The organism is Nonomuraea lactucae, assembly GCF_003313395.1.
Lineage (GTDB): Bacteria > Actinomycetota > Actinomycetes > Streptosporangiales > Streptosporangiaceae > Nonomuraea > Nonomuraea lactucae.
The window spans coordinates 1-24,491 of record NZ_QNFZ01001044.1 but is presented as its reverse complement, the minus strand read 5'-3'; the positions used below and the strand labels follow the sequence as shown (position 1 = coordinate 24,491).

Here is a 24,491-nt window from a genome sequence, read left to right as displayed (position 1 = left end):
CGGCCGTCTTCGGGCCGCCGGCCGGGGGCGGCGTCTACTCGCTGATCGCCGCCGCGCCGCGCGCCGACCGCGGCGTGGGGTTCGCGCTGAAGCTGGCGCAGCGGGCATGGGCGCTAGGGCTCGGCGCCGACTCGATGGTGTGGACCTTCGATCCGCTGGTGAGCAGGAACGCCAGGTTCAACCTGGTCAAGCTGGGCGCCGTGGCCCGCGAGTACGTCGTGGACTTCTACGGCCCGCTGGACGACGGGGTCAACGCCGGTGACGAGACCGACCGGCTGACAGTCGAATGGTCGCTGACCGCGCCCCGGACCGACCGGGCCGCGCGGGCCGAGCGGAATGGGCACGCCGACGCCGAGGGCCCCGATCTCGACGCGGTGGAGGTGGAGCCGGCGCTCGCGCCCGACGGGCGGCCGTACGTCGCCAGGGACGGCGACTCGCTGTGGTGCCGCGTGCCCGCCGACATCGTCGCCGTCCGGCGCGCCGACCCGGGTCTTGCCGCCCGCTGGCGTACCGCGGTGCGCGAGGCCCTCGTATCGGCTCTCGCCGGCGGGCTCGTCGCGACGGCCATGTCACGCGACGGCTGGTACCACCTGACCCGCGCCGGGACCCGGGCCGGGACCCGCGAGGAGGCCCGCGCCGCGACCCGCGAGGAGGCACGGTGAAGATCGAACGGATCGAGCTGGTCCACGTGCGGCTGCCGCTCGTGGGGCGCTTCCGCACCTCCTTCGGCACCGACACCGGGAGGGACACGTTCCTGCTGCGCGTGGTCGGCGGCGAGACGGAGGGATGGGCCGAGTTCGGGGGTGACCCCGACCCGCTCTACTGCTCGGAGTTCGCCGCGAGCGCGCGTCTCGCGCTCCGCGACCACCTGGTGCCGAGGGTGGTCCGGCTCGGCGACGTGAGCGCGGCGGCGGTCGGCCCGGCCGTGGCGGCGGTCAAGGGGCATCGGCTGGCCAAGGCCGTGCTCGAGACCGCCGTCCTCGACGCGGAGCTGCGCTCCTACGGGATGTCCTTCGCCACCTACCTCGGCGCCGTCCGCGACCGCGTGCCCGCGGGCGTCTCGGTGGGGATCGCCGACTCCGTCCCCGAGCTGATCGACGACGTCGCGGGCTACCTGGGCGAGGGGTACGCGCGGATCAAGCTGAAGATCGAGCCGGGCTGGGACGTGGAACCGGTCAGGGCCGTGCGCGCCGAGTTCGGGGACGACCTGCCGCTCCAGGTCGACGCGAACACGGCCTACTCGCTGGCGGACGCCGAGCACCTGCGCCGGCTCGACGAGTTCGGGCTGCTGCTGATCGAGCAGCCGCTCGCCGAGGACGACCTGCGCGGCCACGCCGCGCTCGCGGGGCGGCTGCGCACGCCGATCTGCCTGGACGAGTCGATCACTTCGGCGCGCGACGCCGCGACCGCCCTCGAGCTCGGCGCGTGCCGCGTCATCAACGTCAAGCCCGCGCGCGTCGGCGGCTACCTGGAGGCCAGGCGCGTCCACGACGTCGCCGCCGCGAGCGGCGTGCCCGTCTGGTGCGGCGGCATGCTCGAGACCGGTGTCGGCCGGGCGGCCAACCTGGCGCTCGCGGCCCTGCCCGGCTTCGTGCTGCCGGGTGACGTCTCCGCTTCCGGCCGCTACTACGCCGAGGACCTCACGCCGCCGTTCGTGCTGGACGGCGGCCACCTGAACGTGCCGGACGGCCCGGGCATCGGCGTGGACGTGCTCCCCGGGCCGCTGAGCCGCCACACCGTCTCCCGGCACGACCTCTACACCCGTTGAACGTCTCGGAGGGCGATCACATGTTCACCGTCAAGCGACGCGCCGTCTGCGCCGCGGCCTCAGCGCTCCTGCTCGGATCCGCCGGCGCGTGCGGCGTGCCTTCGGCCGGCGAGTCGCAACCCCAGAGGACGGCCTCGGCCCCGCTGTACAAGGAACTGCCGGTCAAGTACCAGCAGACCGGGCAGATCGTGGTGGGCTCCGACATCGCGTACGCGCCCATGGAGTACTACGACACCGACGGCACCACCGTGCTCGGCTTCGACAAGGATCTCGCCGACGCGCTCGGCAGGCAGGTCGGCGTGCCGCTCGTGTTCCGCAACGCCTCCTTCGACGGTCTGATCACCTCGCTCAAGGCCGAGCGGCTCGACCTGGTGATATCCGGAATGTCGGATACGGCGGAGCGGCAGCAGAGCGTCGACTTCGTCGACTACTACCTGGCGGGCGCGATGCTGCTGGTGCGCAAGGGCAACCCAGAAGGGCTGAAGTCGCTGGCCGACCTGTGCGGCCGCACGATCGCCGTCCAGCGGGCCACGACCCAGGAGCAGTACGCGCAGAAGCAGAGCGAGACCTGCGTCAAGCAGGGCAAGCCGAAGGTGGAGATCCTCTCCTTCGACCGCGAGACCGAGGCGCTGCTCCAGGTCAAGCAGGGACGCGCGGCGGCGGGGCTCGAGGACTACCCCGTGGCCACCTACAACGCGCGCACCTCGGGAGGCGGCGACGACTTCGAGGTGGTCGGCGAGCAGATCGAGGCCGGACCGCTCGGCATCGCCGTCTCCAAGAAGAACACCGCGCTGCGCGAGGTCATCCGCAAGGGCCTGGACATGCTCATCGTCAGCGGCAAGTACAACGAGCTGATCAACAAGTGGGGCATCCCGGCGGGGGCCGTCACCAAGGCCGACGTCAACGGTGGGGCCTGACCATGGAGGAGCTCGGCATCCGCCCCGCCGCGGCGACCCCGCCGGACCGGGAGCGCGTCCCGCCCATCCGGGCCGTGCCGGTGCGCCACTACGGACGCTGGGTGTTCCTCGGCGTCCTGGTCGCCGCCGTGGTGCTCCTCGCGCGGGCGTTCTCGGGCGCCGACATCGACTACGCGATCACGCTGCGCCACCTGACCACCGCCAACGTGCTCGGCGGGCTGGTCAACACCGTCGTCATCAGCGTCCTGGCCCAGGCCGTCGGCATCGCGCTCGGCGTGGTGTTCGCCGTCATGGGCATGTCGCGCCACGCGGAGGTCCGCGCGGTCTCCGCCGCGTACGTGTGGCTCTTCCGCGGCACGCCCGTCCTGGTGCAACTGCTGCTCTGGTACAACCTGTCGCTGGTCGTCAGCACGGTGACCATCCCGGGCCTGGGCAGCTGGCCGACGAACCAGCTGATCACCCCGTTCGTCGCCGCGCTGCTGGGACTGGGCATCAACGAGGGCGCCTACATGACCGAGATCGTCAGAGCGGGCATCCAGTCCGTCGACCGCGGCCAGACCGAGGCCGCGCACGCGCTCGGCATGTCGCCCCTGCTCACCATGCGCAGGGTGGTGCTGCCGCAGGCCATGCGGGTCATCGTGCCGCCGACGGGCAACGAGTTCGTCAGCATGCTCAAGCTGAGCTCGCTGGCGTACGCCATCCAGTACGGCGAGCTCCTGCAGTCGGCGGTCAAGATCTACTCCAACAACCTCGCGATCGTGGAGCTGCTGCTCACCGTCTCCATCTGGTACCTGGTGCTGACGTCGGTGGCCACGGTGTTCCAGGGCCTCCTCGAACGGCGCTACTCCCGCGGTGTCACCGGCGTCACGGGGAGCTCCCCGTCGCTCCGGGCACGCCTCCTGGGCCTGCGGACGAAGGGAACTCCGTGATGACGGTCATGCCGGCGGTGAGCGCGCTGGACGTGCGCAAACGCTACGGCCAGGTCCAGGTGCTGAACGGGATCGACCTGGAGGTGGCCCCCGGCGAGGTCTGCTGCGTGATCGGGCCCTCGGGGTCGGGCAAGTCCACGTTCCTGCGCTGCGTCAACCACCTGGAGAAGATCGACGCCGGGCGGCTCCAGGTGAACGGGCAACTGGTCGGCTACCGGGAGCGCAACGGCATGCTGCACGAACTGCGCGAGCGGGAGATCGCCGCGCGGCGCCGCGAGATCGGCATGGTGTTCCAGCGCTTCAACCTCTTCCCGCACATGACGGCGCTGGAGAACGTCATGGAGGCGCCGCGCAGGGTGAAGGGCGAGGCCAAGGACGTCGTGCGGGAGCGGTCCACGCGCCTGCTGGACAGGGTGGGGCTCGGCGCCCGCGGCGACGCCTATCCGGCCCAGCTGTCCGGCGGCCAGCAGCAGCGGGTCGCCATCGCCCGGGCGCTGGCGATGGAGCCCAGGCTCATGCTGTTCGACGAGCCCACCTCCGCGCTCGACCCCGAACTGGTCGGCGAGGTCCTCGACGTCATGCGCGACCTGGCCGCGTCCGGCATGACGATGGTGGTGGTCACGCACGAGATCGCCTTCGCCAGGGAGGCGGGCGACACGCTGGTCTTCCTCGACCACGGCGTGATCGTCGAGTCCGGCCGTCCTCGTGAGGTCCTCGCCCGGCCCCGGCACGACCGCACGCGGGCCTTCCTGTCCAAGGTGCTCTGACCCCACTGGGCGCAGCTGTCACGTTTTTTCGTGACTGTTGATATTCCCGTTCTCTGGAACGCTTGGACCTCGGGAGCCGCGAGCCGCCGGAAGAGGCGTCCATGACCGTGGAGCTCGCGGCCCCCATCCCTCAGTCGTCGGTGAGAGGGTGCTCCTCGCCCCACCTGAGCATGGCGTACAGGACGTCGCTGAGGCTCTCGCCCTCCTCGGTGAGCCGGTAGACGACGCGGGGCGGCACCTCGGCGTAGACGGTGCGCGTGAGGATCCGCTGGTGCTCCAGGGCCCGGAGGCGGTCGGTGAGGGTCTTGGCGCTGGGGGAGCCCAGGGCGGTGCGCAGGTCGCCGAAGCGTTTGGGGCCGGACAGCAGCTCCCGGACGATCAGCGTCGTCCACTTCCCGTCGAGGACCTTCAGCGTGCGCTCCACGCCGCACCCCTCAGACGAGGTCGTGCGCAGCAGGTCGCGCTGCTCACTGCCAATGGTTTCCATACGGAAACTATATAACGTTCTGGGTATTACTTCATTCGCCAAACTATGGTGACCGCCATGAACAGATCAACCGTGATCGTCCATGGTGCGACCGGCGCCCAGGGCGCGGGCATCGTCCGTGGCCTCCTTTCGGCGGGGCACCGCGTGCGGGGCATAGTCCGCCACAGCTCCGCCTCCCGGCTGCACCCGGACGCCGAGCCGGTCCAGGCCGACCTGCGCGAACCGGGCTCGCTGGCCGCCGCGTACTCCGGCGCCGACGCCGTCGTCGTCCAGTTGCCGCTCGTCTTCGCCCCCGACCTGGCCGTCCAGCAGGCCAAGGCGGTGCTGGCCGGGCTCCGGGAGGCGGGGGTGGAGCGGGCGGTCTTCAACCCCGGCAGTCCGCTGCCCCCCGGGCCCGTCGGCCTGGCCTTCGTGGACGCCCGCGTGCTGGTCGCGGCCGAACTGCCCCACACCGTCGGGGCCGCCACGGTGGTCGCGCCCGCGCGCACGTACATGGAGAACCTCGCCGCCCCCTGGTCCGCCCCGCTGGTACGGGACGGGGAGGTCGCCTACCCGCTGCCGCGTGAGCTGCCCGTCCCGTGGGTCGCGCTGGACGACCTGGGGGCCGCCGTCGCCGCCCTGATCACCTCCCCGGCCGCTCCGCCGCTCCAGATCGTGGCCGGCCCGCGGGCGCTGACCGGCGACCAGGTCGCCGCCGAACTCGCTGAGGCGCTGGGGCGCCCGGTGCGGTGGACCACCGTCACTCCCGCCGCCTACCAGGAGATGCTCGCCCCGCACCTGGGGGCCGAGGCCGCCGCGGGGATCGCCGGGGCCTACACGCCGCCGCCTCCGGGGACGCCGCCGCCTCCGGGCCCCGACCCGTCGGTGGTCACGACCGGCGCGACCTCCCTGCGCGACTGGGCGGCACGCCAGGACTGGGCCCACCCGGGTACCCCGTAGCCGCCGCCGCGGGAGCGTGCGGGTGGGGTGGGGCGGAAGATGACAAAGGGGCACTTGTACGCTCTTGGGGGTTGCCGGGGGAATCGGGGGAGTGGCGTGCCGCTGGAGCAGGTCCTGGTGCTTATGGTGGCCGCGGCCGGGGCCGGATGGGTCGACGCCGTCGTGGGCGGCGGCGGGCTGCTCCAGCTTCCCGCTCTCATGGTGGCCGGGGTGCCGCCGGTCCAGGCGATGGCCACGAACAAGTTCTCCTCCGTCTTCGGCACCGCCTCGGCCGCCGTGGCCTACGCCCGCACCACCAAGGTCGACCGGCAGGTGGCGTTGCCCGGCGCCGGGCTCGCCGTGGTGAGCGCGGGACTGGGGGCGTCGCTCGCGGCGGCGATCTCCGCCGACGTGCTCCGGCCGGCCGTGATGGCGGTGCTCCTGGGGGTGGCCGCGTTCGTGACGCTACGGCCGGCGCTCGGCGCCGTGCCCCGGCCCCACCTGCGGACCAGGGCCAGGGTCGGGGCCGCGGTCACGGTCGCCGGAGTGGGCATCGCCTTCTACGACGGCGTCATGGGGCCGGGTACCGGCACGTTCCTGATCATCGCGTTCACCACGGTCCTCGGGCTGGACTTCGTGTCCGCCTCCGCCTCCGCGAAGATCATCAACACCGGGACGAACCTGGGGGCGCTGTTCGTGTTCGGGTCGCAGGGTCACGTGCTGTGGGGGCTGGGGCTGGGCATGGCGCTGTGCAACATCGCCGGGGCGCAGGTCGGCGCGCGCATGGCGCTCAGGCGCGGAGCGGGCTTCGTGCGCGTCGTGCTGCTGTGCGTCGTGGCCGCGATGGTGATCCGGCTGGGCTGGCAGCAGTTCGCCTGACGGTGCGGCCCCCCTACCGTTTGCCCTCCCACCACCGGGGGTTGTCGGCGTACCAGCGGATGGTGCCGGCCAGGCCCTCGTCGAAGGAGGTGCGCGGCCGGTAGCCCAGGCCGCGCAGCTTGGCGTCGTCCAGCGAGTAGCGCCGGTCGTGCCCCTTGCGGTCGGGCACCCGTTCCACCATGTCCCAGCCCGCGCCGAACGCGCGCAGGAGGCGCTCGGTCAGCTCCCTGTTGGTCAGCTCGGCGACGCCCGCGATGTGGTAGACCTCGCCGGGGACGCCGCGCTTGGCCACCAGGCGGATGCCGCGGCAGTGGTCGTCGACGTGGATCCAGTCCCGGACGTTGCCGCCGTCGCCGTACAGGGGCACCGGGCGGCCGCGCAGCAGGTTGGTCACGAAGAGCGGGATCAGCTTCTCGGGATACTGGTGAGGGCCGAAGTTGTTGCCGCACCGCGTGATCGACACCGGCAGCCCGTGGGTGATCGCGTACGACATGGCGATCATGTCGCCGCCCGCCTTGGCCGCCGCGTACGGCGAGCGGGGCCGCACCGGCGCGTCCTCCGCCCACGACCCCGACTCGATCGTCCCGTACACCTCGTCCGTCGAGACCTGCACGACCCTCGGCACCCGCGCGTCGAGGCACGCCTGCATCAGCGTCTGCGTGCCGAGCACGTTGGTGCGGACGAAGTCGGCCGCGCCCTCGATCGACCGGTCCACGTGCGACTCGGCCGCGAAATTGATCACCACGTCGTGGCCGGGCACTACCTCGCGCAGCAGCCCGGCGTCGCAGATGTCACCCTTGACGAACTCGTGCCCGGCCCCGTCGAGGTTGGCGAGGTCGCCCGCGTACGTGAGCCGGTCGAGCACGGTGACCTCGGCGTCGCGCGTGGTGCGGACGTAGTGGGAGCCGATGAACCCGGCGCCTCCGGTGACGAGCAGTCTCATGAGGTGATCGGCACCCTTCCCTGTACGGCCCGGCACCCGGCGGCGCCCGGTTCGCCCGGACCTCATGATCGGCGGGACCCGGCCCGAAGTCCATGCCCCCCGGCCGCTCAGCCGCGTGCGTCCTCGGCGCTCTGGGCCCGGCCCGCGGCGACGACCACGGCGACCCCCAGGACGGCCAGCACCAGGTTCGCGAAGATCTCGTACCCGTCGAAGAACGCCACCCGGTCCACCACGAACCGGTTGAACGCGTTGAGCACGACGCCCATGAACGGCTGCACCGCGATCTGGTCGACGGTCCCGCTGACGCCTTCGAGGATCATGACGAATCCCAGGAACCGGAGGGCATTGCGCATGCCTTCACGCTACTGACGGCCACCCCGGCCGAAATCCGCCATCCGGCCGCTCGCGCCACCGACGAAAGTAGCGCCTCATCCGACTCCGGTCGCAGCCACGGACGCCGCGGCCGTTCAAATAATCATGAAAGGCGCGCGCCATACAATTGCTCGCATGCGCGCCAGCCGCCTGCTCTCCCTCCTCCTGCTCCTGCAGGCGCGCGGCCGCATGACCGCCACCGAGCTGGCCGAGGAGCTGGAGGTGTCGGTCCGCACCGTCTACCGCGACGTGGAGGCACTCTCGGCCGCCGGGGTGCCGGTCTACGCCGACCGCGGTCCCGCGGGCGGCTACCAGCTGCTCGACGGCTACCGCACCCGGCTGACCGGGCTGACCGCCGAGGAGGCGTCCTCGCTGTTCCTGGCCGGGCTGCCCGGCCCTGCCGCCGAGCTGGGGCTCGCCGAGTTCGCGGCCAACGCCGAGCTGAAGCTGCTGGCCGCGCTGCCGCCCGAGCCGCGCTCCCACGCCTCCCGGATGCGCGAGCGGTTCCTGCTGGACGTGCCGGGCTGGTACCGCAGCGCCGACGACGTGCCCCGTCTCGGCGAGGTGGCCGACGCGGTGTGGGAGCTGCGGCCGCTCAGGATGACCTACCGGCGCTGGGGCAGCCAGGAGGTCGAGCGCGTCGTCCACCCGTACGGGCTGGTCCTGAAGGGCGGCTCCTGGTATCTCGTCGCCGCGCCGCCGGGCGGCGACCCGCGCACCTACCGCGTCTCGCGCATCCTCACGCTGGCGACGCTGCCCGGCCGCTTCGAGCGGCCACCCGGCTTCGACCTGAGCGCGTTCTGGCACGCCTACGCCCGCGAGTTCCGCGAGCGCATGTACACCGGGGAGGCCGTGATCAGGCTGGCCCCCGAGCAGGAGCCCCTGCTCGCCTACACGATGGGCCACGACGTGGTGACCGCCGCGCTGGCCGCCGCGGGCGAGCCCGACGCGGAGGGCTGGCGCACCCTCACCGTGCCGGTCGAGTCGCTCGGGCAGGCGTGCTGGCTGCTGCTGCGCATGGGGGCCCGGCTGGAGGTGCTGGGGCCGCCCGAGCTGCGCGAGATGATGGTGGAGGCGGTCACGGAACTGGGAAAGATGTACGGATGACTCCCGGTCCGCGAATCCCGCTGACGGGCTGGACTACCTTTGGTGCATGACGAACGACCTGGCGACCCTCATGCGGCAGGCGCAGGACGACGACCCGCTGCGCGCGCTGCAGGCCACCACGGCGTTGCGCCGCGAGATCGAGCGCATGGAGGCCGTGCAGGTGCGGCGCGCCAGGGTGGCGGGGCTGCCCTGGGCGCAGATCGCCGACGCGATCGGGGTGAGCAAGCAGGCCGTGCACAAGAAGTACGGCCGCGGCTAGGCCCCCGCCCGCCCGCCGCGCACCGTGTCGGCGTCGCTGGTCTTGGCGGTGTCGGCGAGCGAGCCGGCGAACCACTTCAGCGCGATGTTCCACGAGTAGCCGCGGCGGATCCGCCCGGCCACGTCCGGCGGCAGCGTGTCGAGGCCGCGGTGCTCCAGCAGCACCTCGGTGCCCCCGGCGACCGGCGAGAAGGCGACCTCGATCTCCATCCGCCCCGTCTCGTTGAGCAGGTCGGCCCAGATCAGCCGGCGTGGCGGCTCCCACACCAGGATCCGGCCGGTGTCGACGTGGCCGCCGTCGCTCCACAGCTCCCGCAGGTAGCCGCCCTCGAACCTGATCCCGGTCGCCCGGGTGGGATCGACCCAGCTGTACGGACCGCGCACGTACCAGCTGTCGATCTCGTCGGTGAAGAGGCGGAAGGCCGTCGCGGGATCGACCGGCACGGTCACCCGGGCCTGGACGCTGTTCACCGGCCGCGCTCCACGTGGTCCTTGAACGAGCCGAGCTGCTCGGCCCAGAACGCCTGCACCTGGTCCAGCCACGCCCGCAGCGCCACGAACGGCTCCTGGCGCAGGGTGTAGAGCCGCAGCCTGGCGTCCTCGCCGCCCGCCTCGGCCTGCACCAGCCCGACCGCGCGCAGCACCCGCAGGTGCCTGCTGAGCGCGGGCGCGCTCATCTGGACCGCCTGCGCCAGCTCCCCGGCCGGCCGGGGCCCCTCGCGCAGCAGGTCGACGACCTTGCGCCGGGTGGGGTCGGCGAGCGCGGCCAGCGTCGCGTCGACGTCATTCGCGTTGCCGTTAACCTTCAACCGCCTTCGTTGGGCTCTCGACCTCCCACGGTAGCCGACGCCATCGCCCGCAGGGCGTCCTCGAGTCTCGACGCGAGCTCGCCGTCCACGTCCACCTCGACCGGCGCGCCCTTCCTGAACGCGCTGAGCGGGCGGGACGGAGGCCGGTCGAGGAGCGCGGCGATCGGCGGCACCGCCTCGGCCGCAGGCTGCGCGAACAGCGCCGACAGCAGCCGGACCGCGCCGCGCACCGGCTGCCGGAACGGCTCGAACAGCCCCGTCGCCACGAACAGCGGGTTGTACAGCACGTACCTCGTCCGCCCGCCCCGCGCCCCGCCGGCGAAGGCCGCGCCCAGCAGCTCGTTGGCCCGCGCGCCCCGCATCGTGACGGCGAAGGGCCGGTAGCGCCGGGTCGCCTGGAGATCGTCCCACTGGATGGTCCCGGAACGGATGCCGCCCACCCCGCACAGGTTGACGATCACGGGCTCGGCTGTGGCCTGTTCAAGGGAGGGGCGCAGGCCCTCGGCCATGAGCCACCGGTTGATCACGTAGAGGGCGAAGGTGTGCTCGAACCCCTCACCGGTCTCGGCCCTCTTCAGGTTGTACCTGAAGGCGCCCAGCACGAGCGCGTCGATCGACGGGTACTCGCCGCGCAGCCGCTCGACCAGGTCGCCGGTCCGGCGGACGGAGCTGAGGTCCGCCTGTACGAAGGTCGCGCCCGGCGCCTCGCGCAGCAGGCGCCGCCCGCCCGCCTCGCCGCTGCCCACGGCGACGACGCGGTCGCCCCGCTCGGTGTAGTGGCGGGCGAGCGCCAGGCCGATGCCGCTGGTGCCGCCGGTGATGACGATGGTCCGTCGCATAAGTTGAGGCTCTCCTCAAATTTGAGATGTGCCTCAAGATAGCTAGGATCACCGCCATGCGCAAGGACGCCCTTCACAACCGGGAGCGCCTGCTGCGGGCGGCCAGGCGGCTGTTCGCCGACCGCGGGCTCGACGTGCCGCTAGAGGAGATCGCGCGTACGGCGGGGGTCAGCATCGGCACGCTCTACAACCGTTTCCCCACACGGGAGACGCTGGTGGCGGCCGTGTTCGAGGACCGGGTAGCCACGGTCGCGGAGCTGGCGGAGCAGGCGCTCGCGGCGGACGACGCATGGGAGGGGTTCGTGGCGTTCCTCACCGGCGTGTGCGAGCTGCAGGCAGCCGACCTCGGCTACAACGAGATCGTGGCGCGCGGCGCCACCACCGGCACGGACACCGGATACGCTGTGATGCTCCGGATCGTCGCGCAGGCCCAGGAGCGCGGCGCGCTGCGGGACGACGTGACGCTGGAGGATCTGGCGTTCGTGCTCTGGGGGATCGCCGCCACGGTGCGGGCGACGTTCCGGATCGCGCCGGGTGCCTGGCGGCGGCACCTCGCGTTGACCCTCGACGGCCTGCGCGCCGGCTCGGCCCACCCGCTCCCCGCCCCGCCGCTCTCGCCCGACCAGGCCCGCGCCGCGATGAACGACTGCCCCTGACGGGGCCACGCCCGGTGTCCATGATCGTCCTGTCCGTCGAACGCCCGAGGAGTGCCGCATGAGCCGTGCCGGACACCGGCCGGGGCCCGCCACCGGCCCCGACGATCCAGGCCAGGGGGCGGCATGATCGTCCTCGTCACCGGGGCGAACCGCGGCATAGGACGCGAGGTCTGCCGGCAGCTCGCCGAGCTCGGCCACACCGTGCTGCTCACGGCCCGCTCGCAGGAGGCCGCCACGGCCGCCACCGCCCAGCTGGGCCCCGGGGTGCATCCCCTGATGCTGGACGTCACCTCGCCGGAGGCCGCCGAGCGGCTCGCCATCTGGATCGCTGACCGGTTCGGCCGGCTGGACGCCCTCGTCAACAACGCCGCCATCAACTACGACACCTGGCAGCACGCCACCACCGCCGACCTGGACGTGGTGCGCGCGACGGCGGAGACCAACCTGTACGGCCCGTGGCGGCTGATCCAGCGGCTGCTGCCGCTGCTGCGCGCCTCCGAGCACCCCCGGATCGTCAACGTCTCCAGCGAGGCCGCGTCCCTGACGGGCATGGGGGCAGGCACTCCCGCCTACTCCACCACCAAGGTGGCGCTGAACGCGCTGACCCGCATGCTCGCCGCGGAGCTGCGCGCCGACCGGATCCTGGTCAACGCCGTGTGCCCCGGCTGGGTGGCCACCGACATGGGCGGTCCGGGGGGCCGCCCGATCCCCGAGGGGGCGGCGAGCGTCGTATGGGCCGTCCTCCTCCCCGACGACGGCCCGACGGGCGGCTTCTTCCGCGACGGCCGCCCGCTTCCCTGGTGAGCCACCTCCCGTGAGAGCTCCCTGATGAAGGTTCTCCTGAACTTGCCGCCGCGGGGGAGCCGGTGCGGGCACTGACCCGCGCCGGCGCCTGGCGGCCGGGCCGTGATCCCCTGCCACTGTTCCTCTAGAGAACTCCGCTGTAGCCTTGGTGAGCGCCCTGCCAAGGATTGTGAGAGATGCCGACGCGGCTTGCCATCGTCCCCCAGCACCTCGGCGACACCGCTGTTGTCACCCTTGCGGGCGAGCTCGACAAGATCTCCGCACCCCGCCTCGAAGGCACACTGTCCGGTCTGCTCTCCGGCGGCCACCGCCACCTGGTGCTGGACGTGGCGGAGCTGGAGTTCTGCGACGTGGCGGGCCTGCGCCTCTTCCTCGACTTCGAGCGCCAGACCCGGCAGGCGGGCGGCCGGCTCCGTCTGGCCGCCGTGGGCGGCGTGCTCCGCCGCCTGATCCAGCTCAGCTGCCTGGACAACGCCTTTCTCATCGACCCCGACGTGACCGAGGCCCTGAAGGCGTGCACGCGCGGCGCCCCGGGCCCCGGCGGTCAGGCGAAGGACACCGGCGAGTCCTGAGCGGGCGCCTCCCACGCCGTTCGTCCGGCGGATCGCACCGGACGGCGGGCCGGCGCCCGCCGCACGGCCCGCCCGGGTTGCCTGACCAGATGTCATCCGGCACGAACCCAGTCACGGCAACGTGCAGAACTGGACGGTCAGCCCCACCCGGGCCGCCTGGCCACGGCCGCCGCCCGTTGGATTCTCGGCCGAGACTCGCCGGTGTAGTGCTCCCCAGCGACCTGGCACCGGACCTCGAGCGTCAGTCCTGGCAGCGGCAGGGACCGGACGGTCGCGCCGTCGGCCCGCCATTCGATCTCCTGCGGTGTCTGCCAGCGGCCGGAGCCGAGCGAGGTGATCGCGAAGCCTGTGCCCCAGCGATGCTCCGGGCCGTGCCGGCTGTCCGCGGTCTCGTCGAGCACCACCCAGCCACCGCCGAACGCGAACCGTCGGGCAAGCGTGAGCTCGGTGAGGTCAGCCAGTGAAGCCACCTCCGACGAGCGCCTCCAGCAGTTGTGCCTGGAGTCCGGAGGGAAACGACGCCCACGGCAGACCGCTCACCAACGCGTGAGCCGATTCAAGGCCGCGCTCGGTGAGCAGTTCCGGCAGGCGGGCGGCGGAGCGTCCGGCCAGGGTGGGGGACGGCCGCGTGGGCGGTGTACATCAGGCCGATGAGGTTGATGTCGATCATGCGCCGCCAGTCGTTCAGGTCCGCGCCGGGCGCGGGCCCGAGCGGCATGAGGCTGGCGTTGTTGACCAGGATGTCCAGGCGACCCAGGCCCTCGACGGTCCGCTCGACCACCGCCGGGGCCGGGCCGCGCGCCGTGCCTGCTCAGGTGCCTGTCGTGAGGCGGATGAGCATCTTGCCGGTGTTGGCGCCCTTGAGCATGCCGAGGAATGCCTCGGCGGTGTTGTCGATGCCGTCGACGACGGTCTCCTCGTAGCGCAGGGAGCCGTCTTTCAGCCATGCGGCTGCCAGGTGGGCGTATTCGGCGGCGAGGTCCTGGTGGTCACTGATGACGAAGCCGCGCAGTGTGAGCCGTTTGCCGATCGCCTGGTGCAGGTTGGCGGGGCCGGGCGGCGGGGTGGTGGCGTTGTAGGCGGAGATCGCGCCGCACAGGGCGATGCGGCCGTCGCGGTTCATGGCATTGATCGCGGCACGCAGGTGGTCGCCGCCGACGTTGTCGAAGTAGACATCGATGCCGTCCGGGGCGGCGAGGGCGAGCTGGCCGTCCAGATCGTCGGCTTTGTAGTCGATGGCGGCGTCGTACCCGAACTCCTCCACCAGCCGCTTGGCCTTGAGCGGGCCGCCCGCGGAGCCGATCACCTTGGCGGCGCCGAAGTGCTTGGCGACGCGTGCGGTGATGAGGCCGACCGCACCGGCCGCGCCGGAGACGAACACCACATCGCCCTCCTTGACGGGAGCGATGCGCCTCAGACCCGCGTAGGCCGTCAGGCCGACCACGCCGAGCGCGCCGAGGTAGGCCTGGGCGGGCGCGATCGTGGTGTCGAGGACCCGGACCGCGGTGGCATCGACGATGGCGTACTCCCGCCAGCCAAGGAAGTGCAGCACGGTCGCTCCGAGCGGGACCTGGTCGGCGTTGGAGGTGATGACCTCGCCGACCGCTGCGCCCTGCAGCGTCTCGCCGATCTGGAACGGCGGTACGTAGGATTTGGCGTCGTTCATGCGGGCGCGCATGTACGGGTCGACCGACAGCCAGGCGTTGCGGACCAGGACCTGGCCGGGGCCCGGTTCGCCGACCGGAACGTCGGCCACCGAGAAGTTCGCCGGGGTCGGTTCTCCGATGGGGCGGGAGGCGAGACGGATCTCGCGGCTTGTTTCAGACATGGCAGTGTTCCAGGTGCGAGCGTGAAGGGGCGGAGGCGGCCCGTCGGACGGGTCGCAGGAGGCCGTTGATCACGGCTTCGGCGGCCGGCCGCATCAGGTGGGCCTGGTGTGGTGAGCTTTCGAAGCCGTGCACCAGGGTCAGGCAGATGTCGGCGGCGTCTTGTGGCCGGTTGGCGCCCGCCTGCTCGAAGATCTCGGTGAGCAGGGTGCGCAGGCGGGCGGTGGAGGCAGTACAGATATCGCCGAACAGGCGGGCTCGGGCGTCCAGGAGTTCGGCGACGTGTGGGGAGTCCGTGAGCGCCAGTACGAGGTCGAACTTGGCGGTGAGGATCCCCAGCGCCCGCTGCTCGCCGGTGGCGTCGGTGCGGGCGGCCGCGGCTTCCGCCGCGTCGAGCGCCCGGTTGTGCAGGCGCTCGGCGAGCAGGCGGAAGGCCTCGTCCTTGTTGCGGACATAGGTGTAGAGGCTTGACCGGGACAGGCCCGTACGGTGGGCGATGTCGTCCATGGTGGTCCGCCGCACCCCGTACAGCAGCAGACACTCGTAGGTGGAGTCCAGGACCGCCGAGAGCCGATCGGCGGACCTGGTCACCCCAGCCGCTTGAGCAGTTCGGCGGCGAGCGGGCCGGACGACATCGGGTTCTGGCCGGTGATGAGGTTGCCGTCGATGACCACGTTCGGCGTCCACGGCGCCGCGACCCGCACGTCCGCGCCGATGCCCTTCAGCCGGTCCTCCAACAGCCAGACCGCCTTGTCGGCCAGCCCGCCCTGGCGTTCCTCCTCATTGGAGAAGGCCGTGATCTTCCGGCCGGTGAAGGCCGAGGTGCCGTCGGCGCGGTTGGCGGCCAGCAGCGCGGCCGGCGCGTGGCACACCACGCCCAGCGGCTTGCCCGACTCCAAAGCCTTCACCAGCAGCCGCCCGGAGGTGGCGTCGACCGCCAAGTCCTCCATCGGACCGTGACCGCCGGGGTAGAACACCGCCTGGTAGTCGGCCAGGTCGACCTCCTCCAGCGTCAGCGGCGACGCCAGTCCGGCGATCTCGGCGAGTTCGGGGGTGATATCGCGGTCGCCGTTGACGGCCGGCGCGAGGCTGCCCGCGTCGGCGACCGGGACCACACCGCCCGGCGTGGCGAACACGACCATATGGCCCGCCTCGGTGAACGCCTTGTACGGAGTGAGGAGCTCCTCGGCCCAGTACCCGGTCGGATGCTGGGTGCCGTCGTTGAGCGTCCAATGGGTCGCACCGGTCACCACGAAAAGAATCTTGGACATGGGTCTCCTTGGAATGCGTTTTGACCGGCGGATCGACGTTTCGCACGCAGATCGTCGGTCCGCCACGCCCTCACGCTAGGTTCCCGGTTCGGCGGCGACAAATAGACTCATCTATGTGAGCGATAGAAAATCCAATGGCCCGCTGGACCTGTCGCAGCTGCGGACCTTCCTGGCCGTCTACCGCGCCGGTTCCCTGACCGCCGCCGCCCGGCTCGCCGGTCTCTCCCAGCCGACCGTCACCACCCAGCTGCGCGCCCTGGAAGATCACATGGGCCGCCAGCTGTTCGAACGACTGCCCCGCGGCGTCACGCCCACCCCCGCCGCCGACGACCTGGCCGCCCGGCTCGCCGCACCGATGGACGCGCTGAACGCGATCGCCGGCGGCGCCGCCGTCGCAGAGGCGGTGCCCGAGCCGCCGGTGCTCCTGGCCGGGCCCGCGGAGTTCCTCGCCGCCGTCATCGTCCCCAGCCTCGGCCCCCTGCTGGACAAGGACGTCCGGCTCCGCATCGCCACCGGCCTGTCAGAAGACCTCCTCGCCGGGCTGCGCGCCGGCCGCTACGACCTCGTCGTCTCCACCATCCGGCCCCGCGGCCGCGCGCTGACCTCCGAACCGCTCGCCGACGAGGACTTCGTCCTCGTCGCCGCCCCCAACTGGACCGGCCAGATCGACCACGACCTCCTCACCCGCGACGGCCCCGCCGCCCTCGCCGACATCCCCCTCATCTCCTACGCCGACGACCTGCCCATACTTCGCCGCTACTGGCGACACGTCTTCGACACCCGCCTGGTCGCCGAACCCGCACTGGTCATCCCCGACCTCCGAGCCGTCAAAGCCGCCGCCCTCGCAGGTCTCGGCGTCACCGTCCTACCTCGCTACCTGTGCACCACCGAACTCGCCAACGGTTCGCTCCGGCTCCTCCTCGACCCCGAGGACGCCCCCATCAACACCGGCTTCCTCGCCCAGCGCAGCGGCGCCCACCCCCTGCCCCACGTCGCCCTCGTCCGCGACCACCTCCTCCAGGTGACCCACTCATGCTGACCTGCACGACATCGAATCCCTCCACCCCACACGGGTAGTCGTCGTCGGACATCGGCCACCGGCAGCACGCCACTCCGGGTCCGAAGCACCGCTGCCGCTGCCAGGCGCGGCGGATGACCGGATCGTCCTGGCCGCCGACGTCAGCCCATGGCTGCGGCCGGACGTCGTGACCTGCCCGGACCGTTCGTTCTGCCACACCTACGGCCGAGGGAAGAACGAGCATCGAATGATCCCCGGCTGGCCACACTCGATCGCGGCCGCACTCCACGGCACACAGGTCTCCACGGTGTTCAGCCCCATCGCGTGCAGCATGCGCAGGCGGTGCGCCCACCGCGAGGGGTGGACCCGCGAGTACAGCACCCGGAAGTCCTCGCCGTCGGGCTTGAACGACCAGAATTCCGCAGGTCAGCGGGCGTGCGGTCGATGGACAAATCTAGATGAGGTGTTGGACTGATGTATCGCCATCGGTCGCGTACCTCACTCCCGACGCGTTCCACCTGGGCCTGGGCTGCCTGGGGTCGGCCACCAGGAGGGCCGCCTGCCCACGGTCGGCCCCCGCGTGCTTCCGCACGCCTGACCGGACACCCGGACACCCCAGGCTTGTCAACGGGCGTAGACCCTCCAGCCCGAGACCCTCGTGTTCGGCGCCGGCAGCGGCCGGTTTCTGTGGGAATTCATCAGGTCGCCCATACGTACGGCTTCGGCTCTACCAAGCTCGCCGTGGCTGGCGGCGCGGATGGTGGCGGGCATCCCAGAGCTCGGCGCGGGGACCGGCGCCTTCACCAGATTCGCCGCGGAGATCGCCCGGGCGTACTCGTCGGTGGAAGTGGTGTGCGAAGACGCCGTGCGCCTTCCCGAACTGCTCCCCGAATTGCGGGTCGGGCAGGTGGACGTCATGGTCAGCGGTCTGCCATGGGTCGCCTACGCGGGGAAGCCCCCTCTGCTCGAGTCGGTGGCGCGTGTTCTCTCCCCCGCCGGGGTCTACACGCAGTTCGCCTACAACTGGACGCGCTGGGCCGCCCCGGCAAGGCGACTGCACGATGGCCTGCGGACGCAGTTCGAGGAGGTCGTGACGAGCATGACGGTTTGGCGCAACCTGCCGCCCGCGGTGGTCTACGCAGCCCGCCGTCCTCGGCCGGTGCCGGCCATTGGCGACGGTGACCACGCACGCGAGCGCCGCGGGTAACGGGCAGGCCGAGAGGTGACAGGCCGAAGCACGCGAGGGTCTCAGGCAGAAGCAATGACCCTCATCCAACGCTTGATCAGCGTGTATGAGTCGTCGGCCAGCGATCAGTAAAGCTCACTCTTGCGTCAATAGCAGGGCGTCGTAGCTCAGCCCCACCGCACCTGCCAGGCCCCCCTGGTGCTCCTGGGCCATGGCGGCGGCCAGCACAAGAAGGGGCCGGTGGGATTCTGGGGGGTGTCGCTGGGCAGCGCTATCGGCGTGCCGCTCGTCGCGGCCGAGCCGAGGATCACCGCGGCCCTGTTCGACGCCTTCGCCTCCCGTGGGAAGACGCTGCATGCCAACCGCGGCCGCCACATGGACGTACCCGCGTTCGAGCTGGACAGCGCGGCTGGGTCGCCGACCGGCCTGGCCGCCCGCCGAGCAGCCGTCTGCCGGATCACACTTCCGCCGAATGTCGGCATAATCACCGCATGACATCAACGCCCGGCGACCTGCTCGCGCTCATCTCCGCCGGAGGGGCGACGACGAGGTCGGATCTGGTCAAGCTCACCGGCCTGGCAAGGTCGACCGTCTCGCAACGGATCGACGCGCTCATCGAGCGCGGCCTGCTGGAGGAGAGCGAGGCCACCGAGTCGACGGGCGGACGGCCTCCACGGCACCTGCGGCTGGCGACCGAGGACAGCGCGGTGGCCGGGGTGGACCTGGGCGTCACGCACTGCAGGATCGCGCTGATGGATCTGGCCGGGCAGGTGCTGGCCTGCGTGGAGGACCCGATCAGGATCGACGAGGGTCCCGAGGTCGTCCTGGCCCATGTGGACCGGCGCGTGGAGGGTCTGCTGGCCGAGGCGGGGCGGGCCAAGGGCGCGCTCAGGGCTATGGGCATCGGCGTGCCGGGCCCGGTGGAGTTCGCCACCGGGCAGCCGAACAACCCGCCGATCATGCCGGGCTGGAACGAGTACCCGATTCCCGAGTACTTCGACACGACCGTCCTTGTCGACAACGACGTCAACGTCATGGCCCTGGGCGAGCACCGTAACGCGTTACAGAACGTCGACCACCTCCTGTTCGTCAAGGTCGGCAGCGGCATCGGCTGCGGGATCGTCGCGGAGGGCAGGCTGCACAGAGGTGCGCAGGGATCGGCCGGCGACATCGGCCATATCCGGGTGAACGGGCACGACGAGGCAGGCTGCCGCTGCGGTAACAGCGCCTGCCTGGAGGCGGTCGCGGGTGGCACCGCGCTGGCGCGGCGCCTCACCGAGCTCGGCATCCACGCCGAATCGGGAGCGGACGTGGTAGCGCTCGTCCAGAGCGGTAACACCCAGGCGATGAGGCTGGTGCGGGAGGCGGGCCGGCTCATCGGCGAGGTCCTGGCCGGTCTGGTCAACTTCTTCAATCCCGATGTCATCGCCATCGGCGGGGTGATGGCCAGGGTTCACGAGCACCTGCTGGCCGGCATCCGGGAGGCGGTCTACCGGCGCTCGCTGCCCCTGGCCACCCACGGCCTGTCGATCGTGCCGAGCCGTACCGGCGTCGACGCCGCGGCGCTGGGCGCCGGAATCCTCGCCATCGAGCACCATCTGTCGCCGGAGAACGTCAACCGCCTCGTCGCAAGCGCAGGATGAGCTGCTTGACGTCAGTGGCAGCATACTTCTCCGCCGCCATCGACGGATCCGAGCACAGGAGTACGGGGCTGTCGGCCTCGGTGTCGGGAAGGCGGCCGTGGCTGCCGCGTACGCCCGACGGGTCGACCGGCACGACGTCCATCAGGTAGCGCATGCCCGTCTTCTTGCGCAGCAGCGCCTTGGCGGCGCGGAGCTTGCCGCCCGGGGCGAACAGCAGCTCGGCCGGGTCGTAGCCGGGCTTGCGGTGGATCTCCACGGCGCGGGCGAAGTCGGGCGCGTGCGCGTCGTCCAGCCAGTAGTAGTAGGTGAACCAGGAGTCGGGCTCGGCCACGGCCACCAGATCGCCGGCGCGCTCGTGGTCGATGCCGAAGGCGGGCTTGGTCTCCGCGTCGAGCACCAGGTCGACGCCGGGGAGCTCCGCCAGGACCGCCCGCGTCCGCTCCAGATCGACCGGGTCGCGCACGTAGACGTGGGCGACCTGGTGGTCGGCGACGGCGAAGGCGCGGGAGGTCCAGGGATCGAGGTACTCCATGCCGTCCTGGGTGTGGACGTGCAGGAGCCCGGCCCGGCGCAGCGCCCGGTTGACGTTCACGGGCCGGGAGACGCCGGTGATGCCGTACTCGGAGACGACGAGCACCTGGTCGCCGCGCTCGCGGCAGAGCTCGATCAGGGGACGCAGGGCGGTGTCCACCTGGGCCGCCGCGCTGACCGCCTCGCCGCCGCCGGGCCCGAAGCGCTGCAGGTCGTAGTCCAGATGCGGGACGTAGGCGAGGAGCAGATCGGGGGTGTGGCGCAGGAGCATCCGGCCGGCCGCCGCGATGATCCACCTGCTGGAGGCGATCGACGCGGTCGGCCCCCAGTAGGTGAAGAGCGGGAAGTCGCCGATCCTGGAGACCAGGTCGTCGTGGAGCTCGGCTGGATAGGTGTAGCAGTCGGGTTCCTTGCGGCCGTCGGCGTAGTAGATCGGGCGCGGCGTGACCGTCCAGTCGACCCGCGCGCCCATGGCGTACCACCAGCAGAGGTTGGCGACCGTGCCGGACAGCTCGTCCCAGACCTTCGAGCCCTGCACCAGCGTGTTGTGCTGCCGCCACAGGAAGACCTCGCCCAGGTCGCGGAAGTACCAGCCGTTGCCGACGATCCCGTGGTCGCGCGGCAGCAGCCCGGTGAGCATCGAGGACTGGACCGAGCAGGTCACGGCGGGGAAGACGGTCTCCAGGGCGGCGGAGAAGCCATGGTCGGCCACCGAGCGAACGGCGGGCATGTGCGGCAGCAGCCGCGGGGTGAGGCCGACCACATTGAGCACGACGAGCGCCATCATGCCTCCTCGAGGCCGAGTTCGGTCAGGGTGTCGCGGGTCCAGGCCAGCTCTGCGGCGATGCCACCCGCCAGGTCGTCCTGCCTGCCGGGCAGGACGTCCCAGGTGTAGGTCTCGACCTCGATGTGGTGGACGCCGTCGCCGGCGAACAACTCGGCCAGCGTCTGCCTGAGCACCGGCCGGGTGCCGGCCAGGGGCGGTGGCGGGTCGGCGTGCAGGGGGATGTGGAAGTGCACCCGCCAGGGCAGGTCATCAGGGAGTACGGCGAGCGCCTCGTCGAGGTCGTCGGCACCGTGCGCGCCTGCGCGAGTCTGGTGGAGGAAGCGGGGCTCAACGAAGCGTTCGAGGACCTGCCGCGCCCGGGCGGGGTCGCGGGCCTCCAGCGCGGCGGAGGCCTGGACCTTGACGACGGGCAGCCCGGCCTCGGTCAGCTTGTCCAGCGCCTCGCGCGGCTCCTCGTGCATGACCGCGAGATGGCAGGTGTCCAGGCAGACGCCGAAATATCGGGGGTCGAGGTCCTTGAGCAGGGCGACGGCCTGGTCGACGGTCTCGATCACGCACCCGGGCTCCGGCTCGAACCCGATCCGGACGGTCCGCCCCGTGGCGCTTTCGACGGCTTCGAGCTCCCTCCGCAGTTTCTCCAGGCCGGCGCGTGCCGTATCGGCCCAGCCGGATGACCAGCGGGAGCGCCAGCACAGCGGCAACGTCGAGATGCTGCCGTGCATGACATCCTCCGGCAGGAGGCCGGCCAGCGCCCAGGCCAGGTCGACGGTGTAGGCCGGTCGCTCCGGCTCCGCCCAGTCGGGCCGGTACACGGCGCCCTTGACCACCGGCTGCTGGAACCCGGCGTAGGGGAAGCCGTTGAGCGTGACCACCTCCAGGCCACGCGCCGCCAGCTCGGCGCGCAGCTGTCCGGGGCGGGCACGGACCTCGGCCGCCGCCGGAGCGGCCAGCCACAGGCCCAGGCCCAGACGCTCGGCTCCGAGCCGCTCGCGCACCGGCACCGCGTAGCGGTCCAACTGCGCGATCACTCCGGCCAGGTCCTCGGCCGGATGCACGTTGGTGCAGTAGGCGAGGTGGACCAGATGGTCACGGTGGCGGAAGCGCATCACCCACCTCGCTTGATCGAGTTGCCCGCGTAGGTCTCGCCGGCCGACGCGTCCAGCGACAGCCGCCCGCTCTGCCCGAAGAACTCGACCGGGTTACGCCACAGCACCCTGTCCACGTCGTCGTCGGAGAAGCCGGCCGCCAGCATCGCCTCGCCCGTCTTCCGGGTCTTCAGCGGGTCGCTGCGTCCCCCAGTCGGCCGCCGAGTTGATCAGGATGCGCGCTGTGCCGTACTCCTGGAGGATCCGGAGCATCCGCTGCTCGTCCATCTTGGTGTCCGGGTAGATGGAGAAGCCCATCCAGCAACCGGACCCGGCGACCATGTCCACGGTCAGCTCATTGAGGTGATCCACCACGACGCGCTCGGGCGCGATCCCGGCCTCGCGGATGACATCGAGAGCGCGCCGGGTGCCCACGGCCTTGTCCCGGTGCGGGGTGTGGACGAGGACCGGCAGATCGACATCGAGGGCCAGCTTCAGCTGGGCGGCGAAGACCGCGTCCTCCTCGCTGGTCATCGAGTCGTAGCCGACCTCGCCGACGGCGACCACCCGGTCCTTGGCCAGGTAGCGCGGCAGGAGCTCCAGGACCTCGCGGCAGCGCGGGTCGTTGGCCTCCTTGGGGTTGAGCGCGATCGTGCAGTGGTGCGCGATGCCGAACTGGCCGGCGCGGAAGGGCTCCCAGCCGATCAGCGCGTCGAAGTAGTCGGCGAAGCTGGCCGCCGAGGTGCGCGGCTGCCCCAGCCAGAAGGCCGGCTCGACCACGGCACGCACCCCGGCGGCGGCCATCGCCTCGTAGTCGTCGGTGGTCCTGGACGTCATGTGGATGTGGGGATCAAAGATGCGCATCGACGACCTCCGTCACGTCCGCCGGTACCTCGCGCCCGGCCGCGATCCGCTCGCGGGCGTAGTCGGCCAGCATGCGGACCAGCTCCGGGTCGGTCCGCTCGGCCAGCCCCGGCACCCGGGCCAGCGGGATGCCGCAGAACACGCACTTGAGCACGCCCTGCCGCCAGGCGTCGGCGGGCAGCCAGGCGGCGGCGTAACCACCCATCGCCGCGTCGATCAGCCGGGTGTCGTTGGTGCGCAGCGCGTCGAGCACGATGGGCACGCCCTCGGCGCCGGTGATCGTGTCCAGCGCCCGCAGGACGGCAAGCTTCTCGCCGGCGTCGCCGTACCGGTAGAGCTCCCGCAGCTCCCGCGCCACGACGTCACGGGGGAGTGCGGCGATCAGCTGCTGCCGCGACTCCTCTCCCCAGGTGCGCGCGGCGGCCGGGAAGAGGGTCGCGATCTTGCCGGGTTCTGCGCGTACCAGGTCACACGCCTCTCGCAGGGATCGCGCCATGCTCTCCGTCTTTCGCAGGAATGCCAGGGAGCGGCGGGCGACCTCCACCGCCGCGTGCGAGTGCCGGGGCAGTTCCACGGCGACCAGGCCGGCGAAGTCACGCAGCGCCGCGAGCACGGGGACGAACTCGATCTCGCCCTCACCGAACTCCAGGTGCTCGTGCACGCCTCGCCGCATGTCGTCGATCTGCACATTGACCAGGTACGGCAGAGCCCGCCGTACGGACTCGGCCACCGGATCGGGCTCCAGGCAGCGGCAGTGGCCGATGTCCAGGGTGAGGCCGAACAGCTCCGGCGCGCCGAGGCGCTCGCGCAGGGCAAGGTAACCGTCGATGGTGTCGATGAACATGCCCGGTTCCGGTTCGAAGCCGAGCGGGACGCGGTGTTTCTCCGCGGCCTCCAGGACCTCGGCGCAGGAGCGGGTGAGCCGGTCCCAGGGGTCCGGGACCTCCGGGGGCTTACCGCTCCAGAAGGAGACCGCGTAGGCGCCCAGGTCGGCGGCGATGGCGACCGCCCTGCGCAGCAGGTCGATCCGCCGGTCGGAGTCGAAGAGTGTGGGCCGGTGCTTGTGCCATGGGTCCAGCAGGTAGCGTGCGCCGGTCTCGACGACGCAGGACAGGCCCAGCTCGTCGAGCCGGGCGGCGACGCGCCGCACCCGGCAGGCCGCCATGGCCATCGGGCCGGCGGCGGTGGACTTCAGCCGCAGGTCGTAGGCCCAGATCGCGGCGGCGAGCGAGGCCGCGACCGCCGCGGCCCGCCT

The 24,491-nt window shown here is 71.7% G+C and carries 31 protein-coding genes and 2 pseudogenes; 17 read left to right on the top strand and 16 right to left on the bottom strand.

Annotated elements, in window-relative coordinates; translation table 11 throughout:
- The 5 genes from DQW85_RS39850 to DQW85_RS39830 all read left to right on the top strand — a co-directional run.
- Nucleotides 1–662: hypothetical protein (locus DQW85_RS39850; protein ID WP_205315764.1), on the top strand; the 662-nt coding region annotated here is incomplete at its 5' end.
- The gene (gene menC, locus DQW85_RS39845; protein ID WP_113704913.1) at nt 659–1,768 is read left to right on the top strand and encodes an o-succinylbenzoate synthase; all 1,110 of its coding nucleotides are present in this window, start codon (nt 659–661) and stop codon (nt 1,766–1,768) included. The genes DQW85_RS39850 and menC, both read left to right, overlap by 4 nt.
- A gap of 20 nt (nt 1,769–1,788) precedes the next feature.
- Nucleotides 1,789–2,685 carry an ABC transporter substrate-binding protein gene (locus tag DQW85_RS39840; protein WP_113704912.1) on the top strand — a complete coding sequence of 299 codons (897 nt, stop codon included), beginning with the start codon at nt 1,789–1,791 and terminating at the stop codon, nt 2,683–2,685.
- Nucleotides 2,686–2,687: 2 nt separating this feature from the next.
- A complete protein-coding gene (locus DQW85_RS39835) occupies nt 2,688–3,614 on the top strand; it encodes an amino acid ABC transporter permease (RefSeq protein WP_113704911.1) in 927 nt (308 codons plus the stop codon).
- Entirely contained in the window at nt 3,614–4,381 is a 768-nt protein-coding gene (locus tag DQW85_RS39830; RefSeq protein WP_113704910.1) for an amino acid ABC transporter ATP-binding protein, read from the top strand. Before DQW85_RS39835 ends, DQW85_RS39830 begins: the two co-directional genes overlap by 1 nt.
- Nucleotides 4,382–4,511: 130 nt before the next feature.
- Here the strand turns inward: DQW85_RS39830 and DQW85_RS39825 are convergent, their stop codons facing one another.
- Nucleotides 4,512–4,868: a winged helix-turn-helix transcriptional regulator gene (locus DQW85_RS39825; RefSeq protein WP_113704909.1), complete on the bottom strand. Its 357-nt coding sequence runs from the start codon at nt 4,866–4,868 to the stop codon at nt 4,512–4,514.
- A 57-nt stretch (nt 4,869–4,925) separates the two neighbouring features.
- On the opposite strand from DQW85_RS39825, the gene DQW85_RS39820 reads away from it, so the two are divergent.
- Both DQW85_RS39820 and DQW85_RS39815 read left to right on the top strand, forming a co-directional pair.
- Entirely contained in the window at nt 4,926–5,807 is an 882-nt protein-coding gene (locus DQW85_RS39820) for an NmrA family NAD(P)-binding protein (protein ID WP_162795753.1), read from the top strand.
- Nucleotides 5,808–5,930: 123 nt separating this feature from the next.
- Nucleotides 5,931–6,665, top strand: coding sequence for a TSUP family transporter (locus DQW85_RS39815; RefSeq protein ID WP_420819217.1), 735 nt, complete (start codon nt 5,931–5,933; stop codon nt 6,663–6,665).
- A gap of 13 nt (nt 6,666–6,678) precedes the next feature.
- On the opposite strand, the gene rfbB is transcribed toward DQW85_RS39815, so the two are convergent.
- Both rfbB and DQW85_RS39805 read right to left on the bottom strand, forming a co-directional pair.
- Nucleotides 6,679–7,608: a dTDP-glucose 4,6-dehydratase gene (rfbB, locus tag DQW85_RS39810; RefSeq protein WP_113704906.1), complete on the bottom strand. Its 930-nt coding sequence runs from the start codon at nt 7,606–7,608 to the stop codon at nt 6,679–6,681.
- 107 nt (nt 7,609–7,715) lie between these two features.
- Nucleotides 7,716–7,961, bottom strand: coding sequence for a hypothetical protein (locus tag DQW85_RS39805; protein WP_113704905.1), 246 nt, complete (start codon nt 7,959–7,961; stop codon nt 7,716–7,718).
- 154 nt (nt 7,962–8,115) lie between these two features.
- Here DQW85_RS39805 and DQW85_RS39800 point away from each other — a divergent pair, with 154 nt between their 5' ends.
- Nucleotides 8,116–9,087, top strand: a complete 972-nt coding sequence (locus tag DQW85_RS39800) for a helix-turn-helix transcriptional regulator (RefSeq protein ID WP_113704904.1) — start codon at nt 8,116–8,118, stop codon at nt 9,085–9,087.
- A 46-nt stretch (nt 9,088–9,133) separates the two neighbouring features.
- Complete coding sequence (locus tag DQW85_RS39795; protein ID WP_113704903.1) at nt 9,134–9,346, top strand: hypothetical protein; 213 nt, start codon at nt 9,134–9,136, stop codon at nt 9,344–9,346.
- Here DQW85_RS39795 and DQW85_RS39790 read toward each other — a convergent pair.
- From DQW85_RS39790 to DQW85_RS39780, 3 genes are read right to left on the bottom strand one after another with little or no spacing between them, the layout of a single operon-like run.
- Nucleotides 9,343–9,816, bottom strand: a complete 474-nt coding sequence (locus DQW85_RS39790) for an SRPBCC domain-containing protein (RefSeq protein WP_162795752.1) — start codon at nt 9,814–9,816, stop codon at nt 9,343–9,345. The two genes, DQW85_RS39795 and DQW85_RS39790, sit on opposite strands and share 4 nt — an antisense overlap.
- Nucleotides 9,813–10,154 carry an ArsR/SmtB family transcription factor gene (locus tag DQW85_RS39785; RefSeq protein ID WP_113704901.1) on the bottom strand — a complete coding sequence of 114 codons (342 nt, stop codon included), beginning with the start codon at nt 10,152–10,154 and terminating at the stop codon, nt 9,813–9,815. The genes DQW85_RS39790 and DQW85_RS39785 overlap by 4 nt, the downstream gene beginning before the upstream one ends.
- Nucleotides 10,151–10,993: an SDR family NAD(P)-dependent oxidoreductase gene (locus DQW85_RS39780; RefSeq protein ID WP_113704900.1), complete on the bottom strand. Its 843-nt coding sequence runs from the start codon at nt 10,991–10,993 to the stop codon at nt 10,151–10,153. Before DQW85_RS39780 ends, DQW85_RS39785 begins: the two co-directional genes overlap by 4 nt.
- A 56-nt stretch (nt 10,994–11,049) precedes the next feature.
- Here DQW85_RS39780 and DQW85_RS39775 point away from each other — a divergent pair, with 56 nt between their 5' ends.
- From DQW85_RS39775 to DQW85_RS39765, 3 genes are all read left to right on the top strand, one after another.
- Entirely contained in the window at nt 11,050–11,649 is a 600-nt protein-coding gene (locus DQW85_RS39775) for a TetR/AcrR family transcriptional regulator (RefSeq protein WP_113704899.1), read from the top strand.
- A 123-nt stretch (nt 11,650–11,772) separates the two neighbouring features.
- Complete coding sequence (locus DQW85_RS39770) at nt 11,773–12,453, top strand: SDR family oxidoreductase (protein WP_113704898.1); 681 nt, start codon at nt 11,773–11,775, stop codon at nt 12,451–12,453.
- Nucleotides 12,454–12,629: 176 nt separating this feature from the next.
- The gene (locus DQW85_RS39765; protein ID WP_113704897.1) at nt 12,630–13,025 is read left to right on the top strand and encodes an STAS domain-containing protein; all 396 of its coding nucleotides are present in this window, start codon (nt 12,630–12,632) and stop codon (nt 13,023–13,025) included.
- Between the two features lie 137 nt (nt 13,026–13,162).
- Here DQW85_RS39765 and DQW85_RS39760 read toward each other — a convergent pair whose 3' ends face one another.
- From DQW85_RS39760 to DQW85_RS39740, 5 genes are all read right to left on the bottom strand, one after another.
- Nucleotides 13,163–13,495, bottom strand: a complete 333-nt coding sequence (locus tag DQW85_RS39760) for a hypothetical protein (protein WP_113704896.1) — start codon at nt 13,493–13,495, stop codon at nt 13,163–13,165.
- 86 nt (nt 13,496–13,581) lie between these two features.
- Nucleotides 13,582–13,806 (bottom strand): SDR family NAD(P)-dependent oxidoreductase, encoded by a 225-nt coding sequence (locus DQW85_RS39755; protein ID WP_205315763.1) that lies wholly within the window; start codon nt 13,804–13,806, stop codon nt 13,582–13,584.
- Between the two features lie 30 nt (nt 13,807–13,836).
- Entirely contained in the window at nt 13,837–14,853 is a 1,017-nt protein-coding gene (locus DQW85_RS39750; protein WP_113704895.1) for an NADP-dependent oxidoreductase, read from the bottom strand.
- Nucleotides 14,846–15,442, bottom strand: a complete 597-nt coding sequence (locus DQW85_RS39745) for a TetR/AcrR family transcriptional regulator (RefSeq protein WP_113704894.1) — start codon at nt 15,440–15,442, stop codon at nt 14,846–14,848. The genes DQW85_RS39750 and DQW85_RS39745 overlap by 8 nt, the downstream gene beginning before the upstream one ends.
- On the bottom strand, nt 15,439–16,122 hold the full coding sequence (locus DQW85_RS39740) for a type 1 glutamine amidotransferase domain-containing protein (RefSeq protein ID WP_113704893.1): 684 nt from the start codon (nt 16,120–16,122) through the stop codon (nt 15,439–15,441). The genes DQW85_RS39745 and DQW85_RS39740 overlap by 4 nt, the downstream gene beginning before the upstream one ends.
- A 115-nt stretch (nt 16,123–16,237) precedes the next feature.
- Here DQW85_RS39740 and DQW85_RS39735 point away from each other — a divergent pair, with 115 nt between their 5' ends.
- Together DQW85_RS39735 and DQW85_RS48425 are read left to right on the top strand one after the other, a co-directional pair.
- Entirely contained in the window at nt 16,238–17,161 is a 924-nt protein-coding gene (locus DQW85_RS39735) for a LysR family transcriptional regulator (RefSeq protein WP_113704892.1), read from the top strand.
- Between the two features lies 1 nt (nt 17,162).
- A pseudogene (locus DQW85_RS48425) lies at nt 17,163–17,369 on the top strand (hypothetical protein); the annotation flags it as partial.
- Here the strand turns inward: DQW85_RS48425 and DQW85_RS47350 are convergent.
- On the bottom strand, nt 17,360–17,461 hold the full coding sequence (locus tag DQW85_RS47350; protein ID WP_240197726.1) for a hypothetical protein: 102 nt from the start codon (nt 17,459–17,461) through the stop codon (nt 17,360–17,362). The pseudogene DQW85_RS48425 and the gene DQW85_RS47350 overlap by 10 nt on opposite strands.
- Before the next feature lie 436 nt (nt 17,462–17,897).
- On the opposite strand from DQW85_RS47350, the gene DQW85_RS39720 reads away from it, so the two are divergent.
- From DQW85_RS39720 to DQW85_RS39710, 3 genes are all read left to right on the top strand, one after another.
- Nucleotides 17,898–18,347: a hypothetical protein gene (locus DQW85_RS39720; RefSeq protein ID WP_240197725.1), complete on the top strand. Its 450-nt coding sequence runs from the start codon at nt 17,898–17,900 to the stop codon at nt 18,345–18,347.
- Nucleotides 18,348–18,524: 177 nt separating this feature from the next.
- Entirely contained in the window at nt 18,525–18,821 is a 297-nt protein-coding gene (locus DQW85_RS46240; protein ID WP_205315761.1) for a hypothetical protein, read from the top strand.
- Nucleotides 18,818–19,969 carry an ROK family transcriptional regulator gene (locus tag DQW85_RS39710; RefSeq protein WP_113704889.1) on the top strand — a complete coding sequence of 384 codons (1,152 nt, stop codon included), beginning with the start codon at nt 18,818–18,820 and terminating at the stop codon, nt 19,967–19,969. The genes DQW85_RS46240 and DQW85_RS39710 overlap by 4 nt, the downstream gene beginning before the upstream one ends.
- On the opposite strand, the gene DQW85_RS39705 is transcribed toward DQW85_RS39710, so the two are convergent.
- The 4 genes and pseudogenes from DQW85_RS39705 to DQW85_RS39690 all read right to left on the bottom strand — a co-directional run.
- Nucleotides 19,941–21,287 (bottom strand): alkaline phosphatase family protein, encoded by a 1,347-nt coding sequence (locus tag DQW85_RS39705; protein WP_113704888.1) that lies wholly within the window; start codon nt 21,285–21,287, stop codon nt 19,941–19,943. The two genes, DQW85_RS39710 and DQW85_RS39705, sit on opposite strands and share 29 nt — an antisense overlap.
- Entirely contained in the window at nt 21,284–22,393 is a 1,110-nt protein-coding gene (eboE, locus tag DQW85_RS39700; RefSeq protein ID WP_113704887.1) for a metabolite traffic protein EboE, read from the bottom strand. The genes DQW85_RS39705 and eboE overlap by 4 nt, the downstream gene beginning before the upstream one ends.
- Nucleotides 22,393–23,236 (bottom strand): annotated as a pseudogene (locus DQW85_RS39695) (TatD family hydrolase). Before DQW85_RS39695 ends, eboE begins: the two are co-directional and overlap by 1 nt.
- On the bottom strand, nt 23,223–24,491 hold a 1,269-nt coding region (locus tag DQW85_RS39690; protein ID WP_162795751.1), incomplete at its 5' end, for an EboA domain-containing protein. The pseudogene DQW85_RS39695 and the gene DQW85_RS39690, both read right to left, overlap by 14 nt.